Origin of the sequence: Flavobacterium sp. AG291, from assembly GCF_003350375.1 — a bacterium.
Classification (GTDB): Bacteria; Bacteroidota; Bacteroidia; order Flavobacteriales; family Flavobacteriaceae; genus Flavobacterium; species Flavobacterium suzhouense.
Genome location: NZ_QQAR01000015.1, coordinates 24,997 through 46,564, shown reverse-complemented (window position 1 = coordinate 46,564; position 21,568 = coordinate 24,997). Strand labels below are relative to the sequence as shown.

Sequence of the window (21,568 nt, the reverse complement as noted above, 5' to 3'; positions counted from 1 at the left end):
AGCCTGAAACAAAACCCTAATAAAACTTTAACAAATATTAAACATTAAAATTTAACACAAAAAAAGCATAAGTAGTTAATAATCTTCAGATTAATTCTACGCACATTAATTCAGAGAGACCGGAATTTTGTACGAAATTAACTGCGGTTCTTTTATAATCTTCTTTTCATACCTTGGAGTGATTGAAAAATCCATAAATTTTTCATCTTTATACTTTGTATGTTCTACGATGGCAGAGACTTTAATGTTTACATCTATAGGCTGTACATAGTTGTCGTTTATCAGCACCAAAGAAAATGCACCCTGAAGCATTCCTCCATCCACAAAGCGTTTATAAGCTGCTATCCCTTTACCTTCATCAATTGCTTTATAGGCTTTATCCTGAAATAAAAGTTTATTATTAGATTCATTCAACAACACATACCCCACATCTTCACCATTAGAAGGCAATGCAAGATTAGTCAGTGCACCGGCAGCGATACCACCTAATGGTGTTGTAAAATAACTGGCCGCTCCCTGAACGGCTCCAACTATCATTTTACGGTTTTGGTTCCAGTATTCATTACTTTCCTTCCCTACTCCTACCCAATAAGCCCAAGCCACAACTTTTTTGGTTTCATCTTTACCAATTACATTTATCGGAAGAGAAAAAGGCACGCTAACCCTTGTTTCTCCAAAAGTAGTTTTAGCCTCCACCCTTTGGTTTTTATCCATTACTACTTCCTCATATTTTTTCTCGAAATAGGCTACCTTACGTGTCTTTTGAACCTTAAGGGTATCATATCCAACAACAACATCTTTTGTAACCGAATTCCAAACCGTATCCTGCTTTGTTATCCATTTTACAGATGTTACGTGATTTTCAGTTTGTTTTGATACCGGTATACGTACAATCTTAACCATACACAATCTTACATCTGTTGCGGTATTGCTAAATTTGAATTTATAGACTGTTTTATTACCAATAACAAATTCCCTGTTCTTTTCTTTCTTTACATCATGCCCTTTGTACTTATATGTTTCGGGGTATTCAAAAACCGAAACCTCATCAACAGCGTTCCCGTTAGCTTCCTCAACTGTCAGTAACACTTTGTCGCCCGCAGCAAAACTATAAAAAAGCTCTTCGGATGATGACGGATTGATACGCAACTGCAAATCGGCTACGGTTATTTTTTGCCCAAAACAAAGAGCTGTAAACAACAGCAGGGCCAGAAATTTGTTCATATAGTAAGTAAAAGTGATTTATAGTTTTTTTGCTTCATTCCAAAAAACATCCATCTCGGCAAGCGTCATATCAGCCAATGGCTTACCAAGCTCTGAAGCCTTGCTTTCAAGATAGATGAAACGCTTAATGAATTTTTTATTGGTACGTTCCAGAGCATCTTCAGGATTGATATTAAGAAAACGGGCATAGTTGATCATAGAGAACAATACATCTCCAAATTCAGACTCTATTTTGTCCTGATCTCCGTTTTTAACTTCCTCCTGGAATTCTTCAAGTTCTTCCTGAACCTTATCCCATACCTGATGCGGTTCTTCCCAATCAAAACCAACACCCTTTGCCTTATCCTGAATACGACTGGCCTTAACCAATGCCGGAAGACTCTTTGGCACGCCCTCCAAAACTGATTTTTTACCTTCTTTAAGTTTGAGTTTTTCCCAGTTTTGCTTCACCTGTTCCTCGTCTTCTACCACCACATCACCATAAATATGCGGGTGACGGTGAATTAGCTTATCACAAATTTCATTAGCAACATCAGCGATATCAAAATCGCCGGTTTCACTACCTATCTTTGAGTAGAAAACAATATGGAGCAATATATCGCCCAACTCCTTCTTTATTTCCTGAAGATTGTTATCTAGAATAGCATCACCTAATTCATAAGTTTCTTCTATAGTCAGGTGTCGCAGGCTTTGTAATGTCTGCTTTTTATCCCAGGGACATTTCTCACGAAGGTCATCCATGATGTCTAAAAGGCGATTGAAGGCATCAAGCTGTTGTTGGCGTGTATTCATTTGGTTATTTTTTATGTAAAAATAAAAAATCCTGCCTTCTGTTTTCAAAAGGCAGGATAGTATTATTAAGATAGTAATTAACTATTCTTCAGCTTTAACCTCTTCAGCAGCAGGAGCTGTAGCAGCTACCGGAGCATCTTTAGAAACTAGTCCTTTTGCCTGAAGCATGTTGTACCAGCTAAGTATTTTTTTGATATCAGAAGCATATACTCTGTCTTCATCAAACTCAGGAAGTACTTCTCTAAAGTATGATTCAAGCTTAGCGTTATCTTCTTTATGAGATAATGCAGGCCCATTATCCTCTTTAGTAGCTATAGCTCTAAATACTTCAGAAAGGCGAATTTCTCCTTCATAAGTATAAACAGAAATCTCAGAAAGTAAACTAACATTGCTTCTAAGTCCTACAGTTACTTTTTTACCATCAACAAGTGATTCTGCGACAAAGCCTGTACGTGTCTGTAATTTCAGTTCATATAATCCCGGTTTTCCGGAAATAGATAATATTTTCTCGATGCTCATTATATTATTTTTTTAAAGGAAGGCAAATATCTAATCTTTGGCCAAAAAAACAAAAATTATCTGCCTTTTTTGGCAATAAATTTCATTTTATAGTCAGGCCTTGTTTTCCCTTCCATAATGTTTTGCAATTTCTTTTTAATCAACGTTTTTTTAAGGGTAGATATTTTATCTGTAAATAAAATACCCTCAATATGATCATACTCGTGCTGTATTACCCTGGCAATTAAACCATCATATACATCAGTATGCTTATTGAATTCCTCATCATAATATTCAATAGTTATCTTTTCATGACGGTATACATCCTCGCGTACTTCCGGGATACTAAGACAACCTTCATTAAAGCCCCACTCTTCACCTTCTTCCTTAAGGATAGTTGCATTTATAAAGGTCTTTTTAAAACCCTTAAGCAGTTCCTGTTCTTCTTTAGAAAGATCTTCATCATCACTGAAAGGCTCAGTATCAACTATAAAAAGACGGATAGCAAGCCCTACCTGTGGTGCAGCAAGCCCTACACCATAAGCATTATACATTGTCTCATACATATCGGCAATGATTTTTTTAAGCTCAGGATGATCCTTGCTTATCTCCTCACCTTTTTTTCTTAGTACAGGATCACCATATCCTACAATAGGTAATATCATAATTAGCTCGCTTTTAAATTTTTAAGACAGGCAAAAAAACACCTGCGTTTTGAGACTGCAAAAGTAATAAATTAAAATGACTTGCCATAAGCTCTTCAAATGCTAAAATTTTGTGAGAATTCACGAGCCAAAACACAGTATGATTGACGCATTCCTTATCTTTACACTTAAGTTTTACTATATGCTCCAAAGGATACGCAATTTTACCGACAGCCATAATTTCACCAAGGCCATAATTGTTACGATTGCCGCCGCAGTTCCGGTAATTATCCTTTCTCAACTGGGCTTTTTCCAGCTTGGATTTGCTATCGCATTAGGAGCCTTCCTTACCTACCCTGCAGATATTCCCAGCAATCTATTACATCGCTCAAAAGGTTTGCTTACCGCGTCGTTTATTGTAGCAGGCTGCGTACTGATCGTAAATTTGCTACATCCTTTTAAACTGCTGTTTTATCCCTTACTTTTCATACTCGTTTTCTTCCTTTCCACGATATCGGTCTACGGACAACGCGCCACCATGGTATCATTCTCCGGATTGCTTGCCACGGTTTTAGCCACAGGCCACATTCATACCGGATGGGAAATCCTGCAATATACCGGACTGGTATTGTCAGGAGGGCTTATCTATACTGTTGTTTCGGTTTCATTTAATTACTTAAGCCCATATCGTTATACGGAACTCGAAATTGCCCAGTGTATGAAGCTAACAGCAAAATACATGAAATTGCGCGGTGACCTCTGGAATACCGATGCCAACAGAGCCGCCATTGTAGAAAAGCAGCTTAATCTTCAGGTCGAAATCAACCTTAATCATGAGAACCTCCGTGAGATACTAATGCGTAACCGCTATAATAGTGAAAACTCAAACAGGGGGCGCAAAATGCTTCTTGTTTTCATTTCATTAATGGAAATATTAGAGCTGGCACTATCAACATCTTTTGACCATAGCAAACTACAGGAAAAATTCAGCAATCACCCTAAGGTACTGAGCACTTATCAAAACCTTGCCTACAACCTTGCTTCTTCTTTAAAAAAGATCTCAAAAAGCATCGGAGAGAGATCTAAATACATACCTAAACATAAGCTGGTTGCCGATCTTGAAGCACTCGAACAGGCAATTATAGATTATGAAGCCGAATTAGGAAAAGAAGCTGCTGCCGAAGGTGTATGGATGTTATCGAACATGCTTCATTATGCCGAAAAACAAATAGAGAAAATCAAGATTATAGAGCGCGCCTTTACCGAAAAAATCAAGTTTAAAGAATTAGGCAGCGGAAGAGACAAAGACCTTGAGAAATTCCTGACACCGGAATACTATCCGCTACATACCCTCAAAGAAAATTTAGGCTTCTCGTCTACCATATTCAGGCATTCCTTACGGCTTACCATGTGCATAGCCATAGGCTGTATACTGTCTTTTATTTTCCCACTTCAAAATGTATACTGGATATTCCTTACCATAGTAGTAATAATGCGCCCGGGATATGGCCTAACCAAACAACGCTCTTACCAAAGGATTGTAGGCACGCTTGTGGGTGGATTAATTGCGTTTGCCATACTCAGCTTTATCACTAATTCGATTATTATTGGCACGCTGACAATTGTTTGTATGCTGTTAGGCTATGCTTTTACAGCAACTAACTACCGAATCGGAGCCACATTTGTAACCATTTATGTAGTATTTGTTTACGGAATGCTTACCCCTAATGTAACCGACGTTATCCAGTACCGCATACTTGATACCGCCATTGGTGTTGCCATAACTTTTGCTGCTAATTATTTCCTTTGGCCTTCATGGGAGTTTATGAACATGCCAGTCTTCATAAAAAAATCTATTGAAGCCAACAGAAACTACCTTATTGAGATTTCCAGCTTTTACAATAATAAAGGAAACGTACCTACCTCCTACAGACTGGCGCGTAAAAGTGCCTTTATCGAGTTGGGTAATCTGATGTCGTCTTACCAGCGCATGACACAAGAACCAAAATCAAAACAAAAACAACAAAGCCAGATATATAAACTTGCTGTGTTAAATCATACCCTTTTATCGTCATTAGCATCATTAGGCACCTACATACAGTCTCACAAAACCACCAATGCATCCGAAGCATTTAACGTCGTGGTAAATACCGTTGTAAAAAACCTCGACAATGCCATAGCGCTTTTAAATATGGATCTACAAGCCGAAGAAGCCCATCAGGCCAACAACGATGATCTGGCAATGCGTTTTACTGAACTTAAGAACATTCGCGCCCGCGAGCTTAAAGAAGTACAAATTACCGACGAAGAAGAATTCAGGCTTAAAATGGAAGAAGCCCACCTTGTAATTGAGCAATTAGTATGGCTTACCGGCTTATCAGAAAAAATACTGAAAGCAGCACGCCAATTACAACTAAAAGCATAAAAAAATCCCGTCAATTCTATGACAGGATTTGTGAGTAGTAGTAAGGTATTGAAAAATTTTAGTTGGACTCTTTACTTTAAAAACACCTCTTTAGGCGTCATTATTAAGAGATACAATAGTAAACAGAAATCTTAAAACCATTTTACGGAAAACCGTAAAACATCTTCTTTTTAACTAATTTTTAACAAGTGTAGCCATTACTCAGCTTTTTAAAATTTTGCCTCCAATTTTCTCAAATCGTGCAACATCATCATACGTTAGCTCTTTTTTACGCTCTAAGAAGAATTTAAATTGATCATATTCCTTTTGATCTATATTACCAATCTTAAACTCCTGTTTCATTAATTTTTTCACTTCTTTATCCGAATAACTATTATGTATTACAAAAATTAAAGGCGAATATGCTTTTCCATCTTTATACCTCTTTAATCTTTGTGTTGACAGATAACCATACTTTTTAGTCATATCGATAAATTCAACAAGATTCTTCTCATATACTGCTACGTAAAAATCTTTGCATTTGATTGGCTTAAATTCTTTAAAATCGAAACCAATAAATTCTCTCAGATCAAGAGTCGAAGGGTTATTCTTCACTATAGTATTCATAAAATAATATGGAAAGGTTTTATCTAGTTCAGTTTGCTTTTCCTTGGTCATAGTCAAACATTTTGTGGCTTCCTGATCAAGATAAAACATAAGTTCAAGCTTATCGAGAATCGCATCTTTATCAACTTTTACCAAAGAATCCTTTTCAGCCTGCGCAAACCCTGAAAAAGAAACAAGCACAAATAAGATGAATAAAACTTTTTTCATAATAGCTATAGTATGGATGGCATAAAATATTACGTATTTCTCTATAAATAAATGAATTGTGATTTAATTAAAAAAGCCACCCTTTTCAGGATGGCTTTATATTATATATAACTCAGAATTAAATAGTAACCGTAGCTTCTAATCCAAGCATTTTGTCAGAGTGTTTTCTAACTTCAGCAAGCAACTCAGGATTATTGTTTAGCGCTGTACCGTATGATGGTATCATGGTTTTCAGCTTTTGCTGCCATGCTTCAGTCTTAATCTGTTCAGGGAAACAACGCTCTATAAGGTCTAGCATAATAGAAACTGCTGTACTCGCACCCGGAGACGCTCCTAAAAGCACCCCTAGCGAGCCATCAGCACTGTTTATCACTTCAGTACCAAACTCAAGCTTACCGCCCTGCTTTTCATCTTTTTTGATAACCTGCACACGTTGTCCTGCTGTCTCCAACACCCAGTCTTCTTTTTTAGCGTCCGGAAGATATTCCCTTAGTGCTTCCATCCTGTCATCCTGCGACTGCGTTACCTGTTGGATAAGGTATTTTGTCAGCGACATATTGTGATAACCCGCCGCAAGCATTGGAGCAATATTGTTGGCACGTATTGAAGTTGGAAGATCAAAATATGACCCTTGTTTAAGGAACTTAGTACTGAATCCTGCATAAGGCCCAAACAACAACTCTTTTTTGCCATTAATCATACGGGTATCAACGTGGGGTACCGACATTGGCGGCGCACCTACAGATGCCTTTCCATATACTTTGGCATTGTGTTTTTGTATCACCTCTTCGTTAATACATTTTAGCCATTGTCCGCTTACAGGGAATCCACCAAAACCATCTCCTTCAGGTATACCGGCTTTTTCAAGCAGGTGAAGCGATCCACCTCCTGCACCTATAAATACAAACTTACCATACACACGTTTTTTCTCACCCGTTGTAAGGTCTTTTATCTTAAGCTTCCATTTAGGGCTTTTTGCCGAACGTCTGATTCCCGAAACATCCTGGTTAAAGAACATATTTACGCCAGGTTGTTTTTCAAGCCATCTGAACATATCACGGGTAAGTTCACCAAAGTTTACATCGGTACCAATTGGCATATTGGTAGCAGCAATAGGCTGATTAGCGTCACGACCTTCCATTACCAATGGCATCCATGACTCTAATGTGTTTCTGTCTTCGGTATATTCCATCCCTTTGAATAAAGGATGTTTAGAAAGCGCTTCAAAACGTTTCTTTAGGTAATCTACATTGTCAGCACCCCATACAAAGCTCATATGCGGTATGCTTCTCACAAAATCTTCCGGCTTAGAGATACGCTTTTGCTCAATTAGATAAGCCCAAAACTGCTTAGAAACTTCAAACCATTCCGCAATCTTAATTGCTTTTGAAATCTCTACAGTACCATTGGGCATTTCAGGCGTGTAGTTAAGCTCACAAAAAGCAGAGTGTCCTGTACCTGCATTATTCCATGCATCAGAACTCTCAGCTGCTGCAACATCAAGCCTTTCATAAATGTCAATTTTCACTTCAGGCATCAGCTCTTTTAAGAACATGCCAAGTGTAGCGCTCATGATTCCCGCGCCTATAAGAACCACATCTGGTTCCTGATTTATCGTTGTGGACATTGTGTAAATTTGAATACTGCAAATTTACTTTGAATAACTCAAAATTTTATCCTAAATCCGCAGGAATAGGCGCAATTTTTAATTTTTATGAAAACACAAATAAAACTCTTTATTTTTTTCGTGATAAATAATCCTGTAACATAATTGTTGCCGATATCTCATCAATCAAGCCTTTATCCTGACGTTGCTTCTTTTTTAGTCCGCTATCTATCATTGTCTGAAAAGCCATCTTGCTTGTAAAACGTTCATCAACCCTTTCAAGCTGCATATCAGGAAACTGCGAAACGAATTTTGTTATAAAAACCTCAATTAAAGGTGCACTTTGTGACGGAAGTCCGTTCATCTGCTTTGGTTCGCCAATTAACACCTTTTCTACCTTTTCTTTTGCAAAATAATCATGCAGAAAATCGATAGCTTTTTCCGAGTCAACAGTCGTCAGTCCCGATGCAATTATCTGCATCTCATCTGTCACTGCTATACCTGTTCTTTTAAGCCCGTAATCTATAGCGAGTACTCTCATATTTATTCAGATTTTTGATTTCAGATTTTTGATTTCAGATTCAGCAGCATCGTATTCAATCTGAAATCTACCTTCTGAAATCTGAAATGGTTCCAATCCTCAAAAGTAATGGAAAAGTAACTTTCTTATCGCCATTCTCCCAATATTCTTTTAGCTTATCACGTATAATATCTACCGGATTGGTACCATTCTGTTTTATATAGTGCTGTACCGCCGACCAGGTTTCAAGATATCCTGTAAGCTGTTCAAATGTCCAGGTAAATTCATTTACGAATTGCTTAACCTCAATTTCTTCAAAAGGAAAAGGAATCGTAGTATAATTTTCATCGAGGTATTTACGCTCAGCATCCCAATAAGGACCCGTTATATCATAATAAAAATGCTTCAGTAATGTATCAGCCTCACCATTTGCATTGAACAACCCATAACCCAAAACAACAAAAATCCCATCCGGCTTAAGTATCCTGTAAACCTCTTTATAAAAGGCATCAAAATCAAACCAGTGTATTGCCTGTGCTACCGTTATAAGATCAAACTGGCTATTTACAAAAGATGTCTTTTCAGCACTCTCCTTTATATAGGTGACATTATCTTTTTGTAAAGCATTGTTTAACTGTTTATCACTAATATCAGTACCAAATACCTTCTCAAAGTACTTACCTAACTCAACCGCCACTTGTCCGTTTCCTGTAGCGATATCAAGTGCAAATTGTTTGTTTTTAGCAAAGGAAACAACATAAGCTATCATTTCCTGAGGATAATATGGCCTGTATTTGGCATAGCCTTCTGCCTGTGTTGAAAAATTATCTTTCATAAACAAATTTTGTGATTTAGTAAAGATAATTCATTATGTTTGAAAAAGCATTGAAAGTGGCTTATGCCATCTTAAAAAACCGACTTATATTTGCCCAAACGACTATTTGAAATGCAAAATTTACAAAACCTTGTAGAACAGGCCTGGGAAAACAGAGACCTGTTAAAAGAAGAGGCAACAACAAATGCCATCCGTGAAGTTATTGAGCTATTAGATTCAGGTAAGCTACGTGTAGCTGAACCTATCGAAGGCGGCTGGCAGGTTAACGAATGGGTAAAGAAAGCGGTAGTAATGTATTTCCCAATTCAAAAAATGGAAACCCTGGAAGCAGGTATTTTTGAATATCACGACAAAATGTTACTTAAACGCAATTATGCCGAAAAAGGCATACGTGTAGTACCTAATGCCGTGGCACGTTATGGTGCATATATCTCATCGGGTGTTATCCTTATGCCAAGCTACGTAAACATTGGTGCTTATGTAGACGAAGGCACTATGGTTGACACATGGGCAACCGTAGGAAGCTGTGCACAAATAGGTAAAAACGTTCACCTTAGCGGTGGTGTAGGTATCGGTGGTGTACTTGAACCTTTACAAGCTGCACCGGTTATCATCGAAGACGGAGCTTTCATCGGTTCAAGATGTATCGTTGTAGAAGGTGTTCGTGTCGAGACTGAAGCGGTACTTGGCGCTAATGTTTGCCTTACTGCATCTACTAAGATCATCGATGTTACCGGAGATGAGCCGGTAGAAATGAAAGGTGTAGTTCCGGCACGCAGCGTAGTTATACCGGGCAGTTATACCAAAAAATTTGCTGCTGGCGAATATCAGGTTCCATGCGCACTTATTATTGGTAAACGCAAGCCATCAACAGACCTTAAAACTTCATTAAACAATGCCCTGCGCGAATATGACGTAGCGGTTTAACAGTTTTTTGATGGGCGAAAAGATTAGAATATCTGCACTAGCGATTGTTTTAAATGAAGAACACAACATCAGGCAATATCTTGACAATATGTCTTTTGCCGATGAAATTATTGTGGTCGACTCATTCAGTTCTGATAATACTACAAAAATTATCCAGAAAGAATATACGCACGTAAAGTTATACCAGCGTGCATTTGATGATTTTTCTTCTCAGCGAAACTATACACTCGAATTAGCAACGAATGACTGGGTAGTTTTTTTTGATGCTGATGAAAGGGTTACGCAAAAGGGTATAGATGAAATTATTACAACTGTAAACAGTAATCCTGAAGAAGCTGCTTTTTGGTTTAAGCGTATCTTTTATTACAAAGGTCGCCCAATGGTTAATAACAGCTTCAATAAAGACAGGGCAATACGCCTTTTCAGGAAGTCGAAATGTAAATATTCCGAAAAACTTGTTCACGAAACGTTATCAATAAAAGGTAAAACCGGCCACCTTAAAGAGTCTATCCATCACTATTCTTTCAAGAGCAAGGAAGACTTTTTAGAAAAAAGGCTGCAATACTCTAAACTTAAGGCAAAAGAGCTTTACCAAAAGGGAGTCACTACAAACTTATACCACCTTTCGGTAAGGCCTGCCTTTCGATTTTTTAAATACTATATTTTAGGTCTTGGTTTCCTTAACGGAAGCCGTGGTCTTGAAATTGCCGGAATTCTTGGCTATCACGTATACATGAGATATGTATACCTGAGAGAAATGGCCAACCATAAAGAAGACCCTAAAATCCTTGTTATTCAGCAAAAGATGATAGGTGATGTACTGGCAAGCAGTATCATTTGTGCAAATTTAAAAGCACTCTATCCTAAGTCAACACTGGATTACCTCATCTATCCGTTTACCAAGCCTGTGGTAGAAAACAATCCTGCTATAGACAACCTTGTTCTTTTTGACCAAAAGTACAGGGACAGCAAATGGAAATTCATAAAATTCGTATTTGACATACGTAAAAAAAACTATGACATTGTTGTTGATGCCTACGGCATTTTAGGAAGTAACATAATAGTAGGTTTCTCTAAGGCAAAAACAAGAATAGGCTTTTACAAATCATATTCAAGCTTTGTATACACCCATACTGTTGAAGAACTTAAAACACCTTTAACCAATGCCGGTTTAGCTCTTGACAACCGCATGCAGCTAGTAAGGGTGTTAAAACCTGTATTACCATTAGTAAACAGGCCTGAAATTCATCTTACACAAGAGGAAATAAGTTACGGAAGAGCTTTTTTAGACAGCAAAGGCATTCCTGCAGGAACAAAAGTATACATGATAAGCGTATTAGGGAGCCTGAATATCAAGACCTATCCTGCTGCTTACATGGCACAACTGCTTGATTTAATTACCCAAAACAGTGAAGCTGTTCTTATTTTTAATTACATCCCATCTCAGCAAAAAGAAGCTGAAGAACTTTATAATCTTTGCAGGAATGCTACCAAAGAAAGGATTAGAATGGATATCAGTCCGGGAACTATCCGTGAATTCCTTTCGGTATTATACCATTGTAATGCGTTGATAGGTAATGAAGGCGGTGCAGTAAACATGGCTAAAGCCCTTTATATACCAACCTTTACAATATTCTCTACATGGATTAAAAAAGAAGCCTGGAACTCATTTGAAGACGGCACCACTACAATATCAGTTCACTTAAAAGACTTTAAACCTGAACTGTATGGAGAAACTTCACCAAAAGAAATGAAACCAAAAGCAATGGAGCTATATAATGCTTTTACACCTGACCTTATAATTCCTGCACTCAAAAAGTATATAGAAATTAATTAGAAAAACTATAGCATAAGTTAAGTTGCCACAAACCAAATTAATTAACACAAGAGAATCGTGGATTAATTTAGTTTGTGGCAATAAATTTTATCTAATCCTAATATTTCTTTATTCGTTAGAATCGATACCTACAGGTGTTTTAATCACTTTGTTATCGCGGGTATTTTTACGAATAGCATAGTTTTTCTTCCATGTCTCTTCATTCACATAACCCCTTTTATGATCAAGATGAACACAAACAGCATTGTATCGTATTTGCTTTGATTTAAGCCCTTTATTAAAGAGCCTTTCGCCAAGTTCGCGATCCTGTCCACCATATTGCATTTCCTGATTAAAACCGTTAATAAAAACCAGATCGGTTTTCCAGCCTGAAGAATTATGCCCGTTCCAAGTAGCCTTAGTAGGAGTTACAAAGTTCAGGAAAGATGCCATAAAGCCTTTAGCAGAAAGCTTAAGCTTGTTTTTATCCGGCAGTCCCATACCTGTAAGCCATTTTACATCAAAACATCTTTGAGAAACGATATCATCTTTAGCAATAGCTATTGAAATATCCATAGGAAGTTTAAAATAACCACCTGACAGGAAATAACCAGGCTCGCGGAATTTGATGTGTGTAGCTACAAAATCTTGACGGGGAATACAGTCGCCATCAGTAAAAATAAGATAGTCGCTGTTAGAGGCCATAATTGCCTTATTAAGTATCTGTGATTTCTGAAAACCATTATCTTCCTGCCACACATGCACTAATGGCATATCAATCTCCTGACGAAGCCTGTCTAAAAGTTCTTTTGTTTTAGGCCCCGAACCATCATCGGCAATAATAATCTCAAAATCTTTTTCGGTTTGTACACTAAAGCCCCATATTACTTTTTCAAGCCATGCCTCGGCATTATAGGTACTCATTATAACAGATGCTTTCATTTTCTTTACGTTGCTTAGATACTTATGTGCTGAGTTACTTAGATTTTGCCTCAGTAACTAAGTCACTAAGAACCTAAGGCACTCTCGAAGCCCAAAGATATTATTTTTTTTTCAGGCCAAGTTTTTGCTTAAGGGCGCGTTTTCTGTGGAATCTATTGGCAAAATATTGTGTATGCTTTACCATTAGCTGCAACACCTCTTCATATGGCTTTCCATAAAGTTTGGCATATTCATCGCTCATTACTTCAACGAGAGCAATTTCAGGCGTTAACTTTGCCATATTGATAATCCTTTGTTCAAAAGACATCGAATTATGAAATTCCATCCTGTTCAGGTCTACCAAAAAGAATTCATATGTTCCTTCTGCCGTTTTTTTAATAAGCGTATTACCCGGAGTATGATCCAGAAACTCCACTCCTTTTTCATGAAGTTCAAAAGAGAAACGCGTAAACTGCCTTAATATATTATTGTGATCAGGATAATCAGGTATTTCAATCAGCTGTCTGAACGTAAGATCTGCTTCAAGCTGCTCACTCATATAATAACTATCCTGCAATGAAAACGTTGCAAGATTTTCAAAATACGCAATGGGTTGAGGAGTTCCTATCCCTTTTTCAAGCAATATATTGGCAAACTCATATGAGCGGCGTGCCTTTGACTTCCTGAAAAAACGATAAACGATCTTGTTGATGAAATTTGGAATTTTGAATGACTTTACATTAACGGTGCGATTCCCAAGCTCAAACAGTTTTATCTTATTTCGTTTTCCATCTACAAAAAGCTGTCCCGTAGCATCAAAATGTTCAATAATATTTGTTATTTCCTGAGTCTGCGAAAGAAATTCCGGATGTATGACTTTGTTCATTCAGCAATTGCAATTTTATACAAAAGTAACTATTTTGAATTTCTTAGTTCAAATAATTGGTTTATTTTTACCCTCCAAACAATAAGCCTGCACATGTTCAATCACTATCTCATTACCCGTTTTAACCTTAAAAACCCCAAGTGGGACGTTACTAAAAACAACGAAACACTGCTTACAGATGAATGGCTTGAACACAGGCTGTGGCTTTTTGAAAACTTTTGTTTTCCGTCGGTTGCAGCACAGACCAATAAAAATTTTACGTGGCTTATTTACTTTGACACTACAACACCTCAAACCTATAAAAATAAGATAGAAGCCATTATTGGTAAGCAATCCAATATTCGCGTTTTTTACATTGACGGTATGCCTGCCTTCTACCCGGAAATCAACAAAGTCATCACAGTAGAGGCGGCAGACAAACCTTATCTTATTACATCACGTATTGATAATGATGATTGTATAAGCAAGAACTTCATAGACGAAGTCCAAAAACAATTTGCCAGTCAGGATTATATGGCTATAGATATTATAAATGGTTATTCATTACAGATAAAACCAGTTATTATGCTGGGCAAAAAAGAGCATATCTTTAATCCTTTTATTAGCCTTATAGAGAGGAATGAAAACCCTAAAACTGTTTGGGCTAACGATCATAACCATTGGAAAAAAGAAACCCGTGTAAAACAAATTACCGGAAAAAGATTATGGATGTCTATCATACACGAAAAGAATAAAGTAAATGAATTTGATGGATATGGCAATATTCCATGGGAAAGCGTAAATGATGAATTTATCGTTTCAGATGACATGAAAGCTACTATTACAAACGAAATATTATCCCATAGCAAATGGGCATGGACAAGCTTTAAAAATGAGCTATATGTAAAATGGGTTCTGTTTAATAAATCATTTAAAAAAGCCCTGGGCATCTATAAATTAAAGCAATAACTAATGAAAAAAGCAATAGTTGTAGTACCCATCTACAAAACAAATCTTGACGATAATGAGATGCTGTCCCTAAAAAGGTCTGTTAAGATGTTACACCAGCATCCGTTTGCCATTGCCTGTCCTGAGCATTTAGACATTACACCGTTAAACAGCATTCTCGCTCCGGTACATTATACCATACATCGCTTTGAAGACAGTTATTTCAAAGGAATTGCAGGATACAATAAGCTTATGCTTTCAGAAGTGTTTTATAACAGCTTTAATGAGTATGAATATCTGTTAATTTGCCAGACAGATGTTTTCGTTTTTGATGACCAGCTGGAGTACTGGTGCAGTAAAGGATATGACTATATAGGTGCACCCTGGATCGCATCTAAGCAAACTGCCATAACTAAGTTATTATTAAATATAAATAACAGCTTTAAAAAGAAGAAAAAGAGAACAGAGCATTTCTTTAAGGTTGGCAATGGAGGTTTCTCGCTACGAAAAGTTTCAACCATGCAACGCATTGTTAATGAACAAAAAGATAATATTGAATATTGTTTGGCAAATCCTAACGATTTGAGCCATCATATTGAAGATGTATATTTCTCTCTGGTTGCACCTGCACTTACCGAAATGAAGATTCCAGCCTATACTGAAGCCGTGGGCTTCGCGATGGACAGGAAACCGGATATTGCCTATAAGCTTAACGGTAAAAAATTACCTTTTGCAAGCCATAGGTTTTACAATCGTAAAGTAAAAGAATTTTGGACACCAATAATTGATAAAATGCAAAAAGCGGGTTAAAACCCGCTTTTTTATCGCTTATAAAAATGTTCTGAGAACTTTTGCTGTACCTCTTCACGCTTAAGATACTCTGGTAAGCTTTCAATCGTAGGCATTACCTGAAATTCCATGTTTCTCCCCAATATATCTTTTCCACTACAAAGACAATCATTGATAAAGTTCTCATCCTTTATCCTGTCGAGATTATATTCAGTATGCGAAAAGGCTTCCAGTTTTTGCTTAATCTTGTTAAAGCCTCCCATAAATGTAAAATGCCAGCCTGCATTAGGAATAATATCATACACTTGTTTTCTACGGAGAGTACGCATTAGCGTTTTGCGAATCCTAACCGGTGTTTGTTTCAATAATTTGTAAGGCAGCATAGCAGTACCAAACCATATACCGTTTACAGACTCTTCTTTTGTCATACGGCTTTCTTTGTCATAGATAAGCTTATGATTAAAGAAGTACATGAACATATCCATCTTTAATCCATATATCCTGTCAATACCCTTTTCCAGATATTCTTTGATAACAGATGCTCTTGGGATCTCATCTATATCTGAAATTAGAACAACATCATCCGGTTTACAGCCTTTAAGACCTTTAAGTATGCTGTTTCGTTGATAAAACTCCAGTTTCCAAGGCGAAAAAGGATTAATTACAGGAATAAATAACGGATATTTTGTTAATTTCACATGAATGATTTTATGCAAAAATTTTGCATACCGCTCTTTATTTTGCTCGAAAATAAAAGGCTTGGCATCATTCTGAAACGTCCTGTCGGCTTCAACTATAACGAACTTATCCACTACTGAGTCCATTTCGTTGAGCCTTATTTCCAACAAGTCTAACTCGTTGAAAAAGATAAAGCAGTCGTATACCATTATGGTAAAAAGATTAAATTGTTTGGGCGGCGAAAATAATCTTTTTTAACATAATTACGTTTAAAAATAACTTTACTTTATTATAAAATAAATTATCCTGCCAATTTAATTCTACAAAAACATAACCAACTAGCTATCAAACACTAAACCATCAAAGCCTGTATTAACTAAAAGCCTTATTTTTACACTCAGAAAAAACGCCTTTAATGATAAAATTTCTAGATCTGCAAAAAATAAATCTTCTTCATCAGGAGGAAATAGAATCACGATTGCTCAAAGCCTTCAGAAGCGGCTGGTATCTACTGGGTGAAGAAGTAAAACAGTTTGAAAAAAATCTATCTCATTACATAGGCGCAAAGCATAGCATAGGCGTTGCAAATGGATTAGATGCACTACGCCTTATTTTTAAAGCGTATATTGAGATGGGCTTTATGCAGCCAGAAGATGAAGTGATTGTTCCGGCAAACACATACATAGCTTCTTTACTTGCCCTAACCGACAATAATCTTATACCCGTTCTGGTAGAACCTGATATTAAAACTTATAATATTGATATTGCCAAAATAGAAGAGAAAATCACTCCGAAAACAAAGGCAATAATGGTAGTGCACTTGTATGGCCTGGTGGTTTTTAGCGACGAACTTACAGCACTTGCTCAAAAGCATAAACTGAAAATTATTGAAGACAATGCACAGGCGATTGGTGCCGAATGGAATGGTATTATGACCGGAAATTTGGGTGATGCTGCGGGTTTTAGTTTTTATCCCGGAAAAAATCTTGGTGCATTAGGCGATGCAGGAGCTGTTACTACTAATGATGATGTTCTTGCCAAAACCATAAGAGCATTGGCCAATTATGGTTCTGAAGAGAAATATGTAAACAAGTATCAGGGACTTAACTCAAGGCTTGACGAGATGCAGGCAGCAGTGCTAGACGAAAAACTGAAGCATCTTGACACCGAAAACGACACACGAAAAGCCATAGCTAAATATTATATTGATAATATAAATAACCCTGCTATACTACTACCTGAGTTACCCCTAAACAGCAATGAACACGTTTGGCACTTATTCGTAGTCCGTACGGCCGACAGGGATAAACTACAACAGTATCTAAAAGAGAATGATATTCATACCCTGATCCACTATCCTATCCCGCCACACAAACAAGCGGCATATCCTCAACTAAATGGATTATCTTTGCCAATAACTGAGCAGATACACCGTGAAGTATTGAGTCTGCCTATAAGCCCAGTGCTTACAGCAGAAGAAGTACAAAAAGTTGTTGATGCAATGAATAATTACAAATAGATATGAAACTTGGACTGCTTTGCACTTTATTACTTTTATTTTCAATTAAAGTCGTTAGTCAAACAACAATGACTTACTATCGTCCGGAAAGCAAAGAATATGGCATTTACTATCCAAAACATTATATAGTAAAAGCCGATAAAAGCGAAACGGTAAGTTTTATGGATCCTGAAGGAAATATCGATATAACCTTAAGCAGCTATTTTTTTGAAAATAAGACTGAGACCGGGAAATTAATCCTTAAACTCTCTGAATTTACAGGAATAAAAAGAGAAGATTTTGCAAATTATAAATCTAAATTTGATGATTTATTTGAAGGGCGAATAAAAAAAGATGATGATTACTGGACGTGGTGGTGCATAATGAAAGATAACCACGCAATAGTAATATCTATAAATAAATCTACAGAAATAACCGATGGAGATATCAATATGGTAAGATATATGATTCAAAATCTTGATATGTAAAATAATATGAGCACTCCCGATATAAACACCGAAGTACACAACGCTTTTGAAGTAATTAAAAATGGCGGAATCATCCTTTACCCTACCGATACGGTTTGGGGAATAGGCTGTGATGCTACCAATCCAGAAGCAATCAAAAAAATATATGCTTTAAAACAGCGTGAAGAGACCAAAAGCATGATTGTGCTTATGAACTCTGATCGTATGATGCATACGGTTTTCAGCCAGATACCCGAAGTGGCATGGCAGATACTAGATCTTTCGGAAAAACCTACTACGCTTATACTGGATAACCCACGTAATGTGGCTCCTAATATTATTGCAGAAGACAAAACATTGGGCGTGCGTCTGGTAAAAGAACCTTTTTGCTACAAACTGATGGAACGCATGAAAAAACCATTGGTTTCTACTTCGGCAAACATCAGCGGCAGACCTACCCCTAATTCTTTTAAAGAAATTGATCATCATATTTTGGACGGCGTAGACTATATCGTAAATTTGCACCACGATAAAATTGCCGCTAAACCATCTACCATTATAAAACTTGGTAATGATTTACAGGTTAAAGTGATACGACCTTAATGGAAAACAAAACTTCATATAAAGAAGCGCTAAATAACAGGATATTTGACATTACCTCGCAGGCTGCCGGAGAACTTAACGTACACAGTTATGTTATTGGCGGTTTTGTAAGGGATTTTCTTTTACAAAGGGATTTCAAAAAAGACATTGATATTGTTGCTGTTGGCAGTGGTATCGACCTTGCCGAAAAAGTATCTTCCCTGCTTCCTAACAAACCTAAAGTTCAGGTATTTAAAAGTTATGGTACCGCCATGCTTCGTTTTGAAGACATTGACATCGAGTTTGTTGGCGCACGCAAAGAGTCATACAACAGAGACAGCCGAAACCCAATTGTGGAAACAGGAACTCTGGAAGACGACCAAAACCGTCGCGATTTTACCATCAATGCATTAGCATTGTCATTATCTCCTGATAATTTTGGTGAACTGGTTGACCCTTTTGGCGGTGTTGAAGACCTGAAGAATAAAATAATCCGTACTCCGCTTAATCCTGACATCACGTACAGTGACGACCCACTGCGAATGATGCGTGCCATACGTTTTGCATCGCAGCTAAACTTTACGATTGAGGAAGAGTCACTTAATGCAATTACCAGAAATAAAGAACGTATTAATATCATTTCCGGCGAACGCATTGTTGATGAACTGAATAAGATACTGATGTCTGATGTGCCATCCGTAGGATTCAAGTTGCTTCATCAAACTGGGCTATTGCATATAATATTACCGGAACTTACCGCACTTCAGGGTGTTGAGGAAGTAGAAGGTCAAACCCATAAAGATAACTTTTACCATACGCTTGAGGTAGTTGATAATATTGCACCAAATACACAGGATGTATGGTTGCGATGGTCGGCTTTATTGCATGACATTGGTAAGGCTCCAACAAAGAAATTCCACAAAAAAGTGGGATGGACATTCCACGGCCATGAGTTTTTGGGTGGAAAAATGGTAAAAAAGCTTTTCGAAAGATTACACATGCCGTTGAACCATAAAATGAAATATGTTTCTAAAATGGTAATGCTGAGTTCGCGACCTATCGTACTGGCTCAGGATATCGTAACCGATTCGGCTGTACGCAGGCTTATTTTTGATGCCGGTGAAGATGTAGAAGACCTTATGATTCTTTGTGAAGCAGACATTACTACTAAAAATGCTGCTAAATTCAAGAAATACCATAATAACTTTAAGATCGTACGCCAAAAGATAGTTGAAGTTGAAGAACGCGATCATGTACGTAATTTCCAGCCACCTATTACAGGAGAAGAAATTATGGAGATCTTTAACCTGAAACCATCAAGGGAGATTGGAGTACTAAAAGAAGCCATTAAAGAAGCCATACTGGAAGGAGAGATACATAACGATTATGAGTCGGCTTACGCTTTTATGATGGAGAGAGCAAAGAAGTTGGGGCTGGTAGTAGCAAAGTAGCTGAGTTGCTGTTTACTCGTCACTGCGAGGTAGGAAGCAATCTAAAAGAGATTGCCACGCTTCCATTTCATTTCGCTCGCAATGACGTACATTGTGTCATTCTGAGCGCAGCACAGCGGAGTCGAAGAATCTCATGACATTTCCTTCGTCAGGAGGGCAAAAGAACCTGATATATATCATAAAATAGATTACGGCTTTGCCCGTAATTCGCAATAAAAAAATAAAATGAAAATCAGTTTTCAGAAGATTACCAAAACAGCTTTAATTCTTGTCTATCTTGTAATCGTAGCCGGCGCATTAGTGCGTATGACAGGCTCAGGCATGGGTTGCCCGGATTGGCCAAGGTGTTTTGGCTATTACATCCCTCCAACTGATATAAAAGAGCTGATGTGGTCTCCAAACCATCAGTTCAACAAAGGACAGGTAATCATTAAAGACGAAAAACTTTGGGTCGCCAAAGAAACCTTTACCACGACCGATACTTATGAATCATCTAACTGGGAAGAGTATACCAAACACGACTATGCCGAATTTAATCCTGTACACACTTGGGTAGAATATGTAAACCGTCTTGTAGGCGCCCTTGCAGGCGTTGCTGTTTTTGCTATGGCCATCGCTTCATTTGGTTTTTGGCGAAGGAAAACAAGTATTATTCTGCTTTCATGGCTTACAGTTTTTATGATGGGGTTCCAGGCATGGCTTGGTGCAACGGTAGTATATTCAGTACTGAATCCAGTTAAGATTACCATACATATGGTAATGGCGCTTATTATTGTTGCGGTTATATTATACATCCTTGACAAATCAAAAGCTCTGAATTATGCTGCTATCAGCTTTAAGAAAGATAAACTCTTCAAATCGCTACTTGTTACTTCATTGATAATTACCCTTATTCAGGTGATATTAGGTACAGAGGTACGTCAGTTTGTAGATGAGCGTGTTAAAATGCTGGGCTACGAAAACATGCATTTAGTAATGGATAGTCCAATAGTGCAGTTTTACTTCCATCGCACTTTTTCTTTTGTAGTATTTGGAATCAACCTGTGGCTGTACTTACGCAACAGAAAACTGAACCTTGGCTATAAAAAAACCGCTTGGGTTATGTCCCTGCTGGGCATCGAAATCCTATCAGGAATTGCTATGTATTACCTTGATTTCCCTTTTGGTATGCAGACAACACACCTCGTATCAGCATCAGCTTTGTTTGGTATACAATTCTACATGCTGTTGGAAAGTTCAAGGAAAGAAGGGCAATATTTAGCATAGTTT

21 protein-coding genes are annotated in these 21,568 nt (G+C 37.4%); 10 read left to right on the top strand and 11 right to left on the bottom strand.

What is annotated here, in order from left to right; genetic code table 11:
- Positions 1-105 precede the first annotated feature (105 nt).
- The 4 genes from DEU42_RS14915 to def form a co-directional block, all read right to left on the bottom strand.
- Positions 106-1,224 carry a hypothetical protein gene (locus tag DEU42_RS14915; RefSeq protein ID WP_114759125.1) on the bottom strand — a complete coding sequence of 373 codons (1,119 nt, stop codon included), beginning with the start codon at positions 1,222-1,224 and terminating at the stop codon, positions 106-108.
- Positions 1,225-1,242: 18 nt separating this feature from the next.
- Positions 1,243-2,016 carry a nucleoside triphosphate pyrophosphohydrolase gene (mazG, locus tag DEU42_RS14910; protein ID WP_114759124.1) on the bottom strand — a complete coding sequence of 258 codons (774 nt, stop codon included), beginning with the start codon at positions 2,014-2,016 and terminating at the stop codon, positions 1,243-1,245.
- A gap of 81 nt (positions 2,017-2,097) precedes the next feature.
- Positions 2,098-2,535, bottom strand: a complete 438-nt coding sequence (locus DEU42_RS14905; protein WP_114759122.1) for a DUF5606 domain-containing protein — start codon at positions 2,533-2,535, stop codon at positions 2,098-2,100.
- Positions 2,536-2,591: 56 nt separating this feature from the next.
- Positions 2,592-3,179, bottom strand: coding sequence for a peptide deformylase (gene def / locus DEU42_RS14900; RefSeq protein ID WP_114759120.1), 588 nt, complete (start codon positions 3,177-3,179; stop codon positions 2,592-2,594).
- Between the two features lie 139 nt (positions 3,180-3,318).
- Here def and DEU42_RS14895 point away from each other — a divergent pair, with 139 nt between their 5' ends.
- The gene (locus DEU42_RS14895; protein ID WP_317047653.1) at positions 3,319-5,583 is read left to right on the top strand and encodes an FUSC family protein; all 2,265 of its coding nucleotides are present in this window, start codon (positions 3,319-3,321) and stop codon (positions 5,581-5,583) included.
- 201 nt (positions 5,584-5,784) lie between these two features.
- Here DEU42_RS14895 and DEU42_RS14890 read toward each other — a convergent pair whose 3' ends face one another.
- From DEU42_RS14890 to DEU42_RS14875, 4 genes are all read right to left on the bottom strand, one after another.
- Positions 5,785-6,396: a hypothetical protein gene (locus DEU42_RS14890; protein ID WP_114759118.1), complete on the bottom strand. Its 612-nt coding sequence runs from the start codon at positions 6,394-6,396 to the stop codon at positions 5,785-5,787.
- 118 nt (positions 6,397-6,514) lie between these two features.
- Positions 6,515-8,023 (bottom strand): malate:quinone oxidoreductase, encoded by a 1,509-nt coding sequence (locus DEU42_RS14885; protein ID WP_114759116.1) that lies wholly within the window; start codon positions 8,021-8,023, stop codon positions 6,515-6,517.
- A gap of 109 nt (positions 8,024-8,132) precedes the next feature.
- Entirely contained in the window at positions 8,133-8,543 is a 411-nt protein-coding gene (gene ruvX / locus DEU42_RS14880; RefSeq protein WP_114759114.1) for a Holliday junction resolvase RuvX, read from the bottom strand.
- Positions 8,544-8,610: 67 nt separating this feature from the next.
- Positions 8,611-9,357, bottom strand: a complete 747-nt coding sequence (locus tag DEU42_RS14875; RefSeq protein ID WP_114759112.1) for a class I SAM-dependent methyltransferase — start codon at positions 9,355-9,357, stop codon at positions 8,611-8,613.
- Between the two features lie 111 nt (positions 9,358-9,468).
- Between DEU42_RS14875 and DEU42_RS14870 the strand changes: the two genes are divergently transcribed.
- Together DEU42_RS14870 and DEU42_RS14865 are read left to right on the top strand one after the other, a co-directional pair.
- Positions 9,469-10,284, top strand: a complete 816-nt coding sequence (locus DEU42_RS14870; protein ID WP_114759110.1) for a 2,3,4,5-tetrahydropyridine-2,6-dicarboxylate N-succinyltransferase — start codon at positions 9,469-9,471, stop codon at positions 10,282-10,284.
- 10 nt (positions 10,285-10,294) lie between these two features.
- A complete protein-coding gene (locus DEU42_RS14865; protein WP_114759108.1) occupies positions 10,295-12,121 on the top strand; it encodes a glycosyltransferase in 1,827 nt (608 codons plus the stop codon).
- A gap of 108 nt (positions 12,122-12,229) precedes the next feature.
- Here the strand turns inward: DEU42_RS14865 and DEU42_RS14860 are convergent, their stop codons facing one another.
- Positions 12,230-13,042 (bottom strand): glycosyltransferase family 2 protein, encoded by an 813-nt coding sequence (locus DEU42_RS14860; RefSeq protein WP_114759107.1) that lies wholly within the window; start codon positions 13,040-13,042, stop codon positions 12,230-12,232.
- A gap of 100 nt (positions 13,043-13,142) precedes the next feature.
- Complete coding sequence (locus DEU42_RS14855) at positions 13,143-13,907, bottom strand: lipopolysaccharide kinase InaA family protein (RefSeq protein WP_114759182.1); 765 nt, start codon at positions 13,905-13,907, stop codon at positions 13,143-13,145.
- A gap of 93 nt (positions 13,908-14,000) precedes the next feature.
- Here DEU42_RS14855 and DEU42_RS14850 point away from each other — a divergent pair, with 93 nt between their 5' ends.
- Positions 14,001-14,855, top strand: a complete 855-nt coding sequence (locus tag DEU42_RS14850) for a glycosyltransferase (RefSeq protein ID WP_158537888.1) — start codon at positions 14,001-14,003, stop codon at positions 14,853-14,855.
- A 3-nt stretch (positions 14,856-14,858) separates the two neighbouring features.
- Positions 14,859-15,644 carry a DUF5672 family protein gene (locus DEU42_RS14845; RefSeq protein ID WP_114759103.1) on the top strand — a complete coding sequence of 262 codons (786 nt, stop codon included), beginning with the start codon at positions 14,859-14,861 and terminating at the stop codon, positions 15,642-15,644.
- 11 nt (positions 15,645-15,655) lie between these two features.
- Here the strand turns inward: DEU42_RS14845 and DEU42_RS14840 are convergent, their stop codons facing one another.
- The gene (locus tag DEU42_RS14840; RefSeq protein ID WP_114759102.1) at positions 15,656-16,510 is read right to left on the bottom strand and encodes an N-acetylglucosaminyltransferase; all 855 of its coding nucleotides are present in this window, start codon (positions 16,508-16,510) and stop codon (positions 15,656-15,658) included.
- Positions 16,511-16,716: 206 nt separating this feature from the next.
- Between DEU42_RS14840 and DEU42_RS14835 the strand changes: the two genes are divergently transcribed.
- The 5 genes from DEU42_RS14835 to DEU42_RS14815 all read left to right on the top strand — a co-directional run bounded on the left by DEU42_RS14835 (position 16,717) and on the right by DEU42_RS14815 (position 21,565).
- On the top strand, positions 16,717-17,820 hold the full coding sequence (locus DEU42_RS14835) for a DegT/DnrJ/EryC1/StrS family aminotransferase (RefSeq protein ID WP_114759100.1): 1,104 nt from the start codon (positions 16,717-16,719) through the stop codon (positions 17,818-17,820).
- A gap of 68 nt (positions 17,821-17,888) precedes the next feature.
- The gene (locus tag DEU42_RS14830) at positions 17,889-18,287 is read left to right on the top strand and encodes a hypothetical protein (protein ID WP_114759099.1); all 399 of its coding nucleotides are present in this window, start codon (positions 17,889-17,891) and stop codon (positions 18,285-18,287) included.
- Positions 18,288-18,293: 6 nt separating this feature from the next.
- Positions 18,294-18,869, top strand: a complete 576-nt coding sequence (locus tag DEU42_RS14825) for an L-threonylcarbamoyladenylate synthase (RefSeq protein ID WP_114759097.1) — start codon at positions 18,294-18,296, stop codon at positions 18,867-18,869.
- Positions 18,869-20,299 (top strand): CCA tRNA nucleotidyltransferase, encoded by a 1,431-nt coding sequence (locus DEU42_RS14820; RefSeq protein WP_114759095.1) that lies wholly within the window; start codon positions 18,869-18,871, stop codon positions 20,297-20,299. The genes DEU42_RS14825 and DEU42_RS14820 overlap by 1 nt, the downstream gene beginning before the upstream one ends.
- A 225-nt stretch (positions 20,300-20,524) precedes the next feature.
- Complete coding sequence (locus DEU42_RS14815) at positions 20,525-21,565, top strand: COX15/CtaA family protein (protein WP_114759094.1); 1,041 nt, start codon at positions 20,525-20,527, stop codon at positions 21,563-21,565.
- The last annotated feature ends 3 nt before the right edge of the window (positions 21,566-21,568 follow it).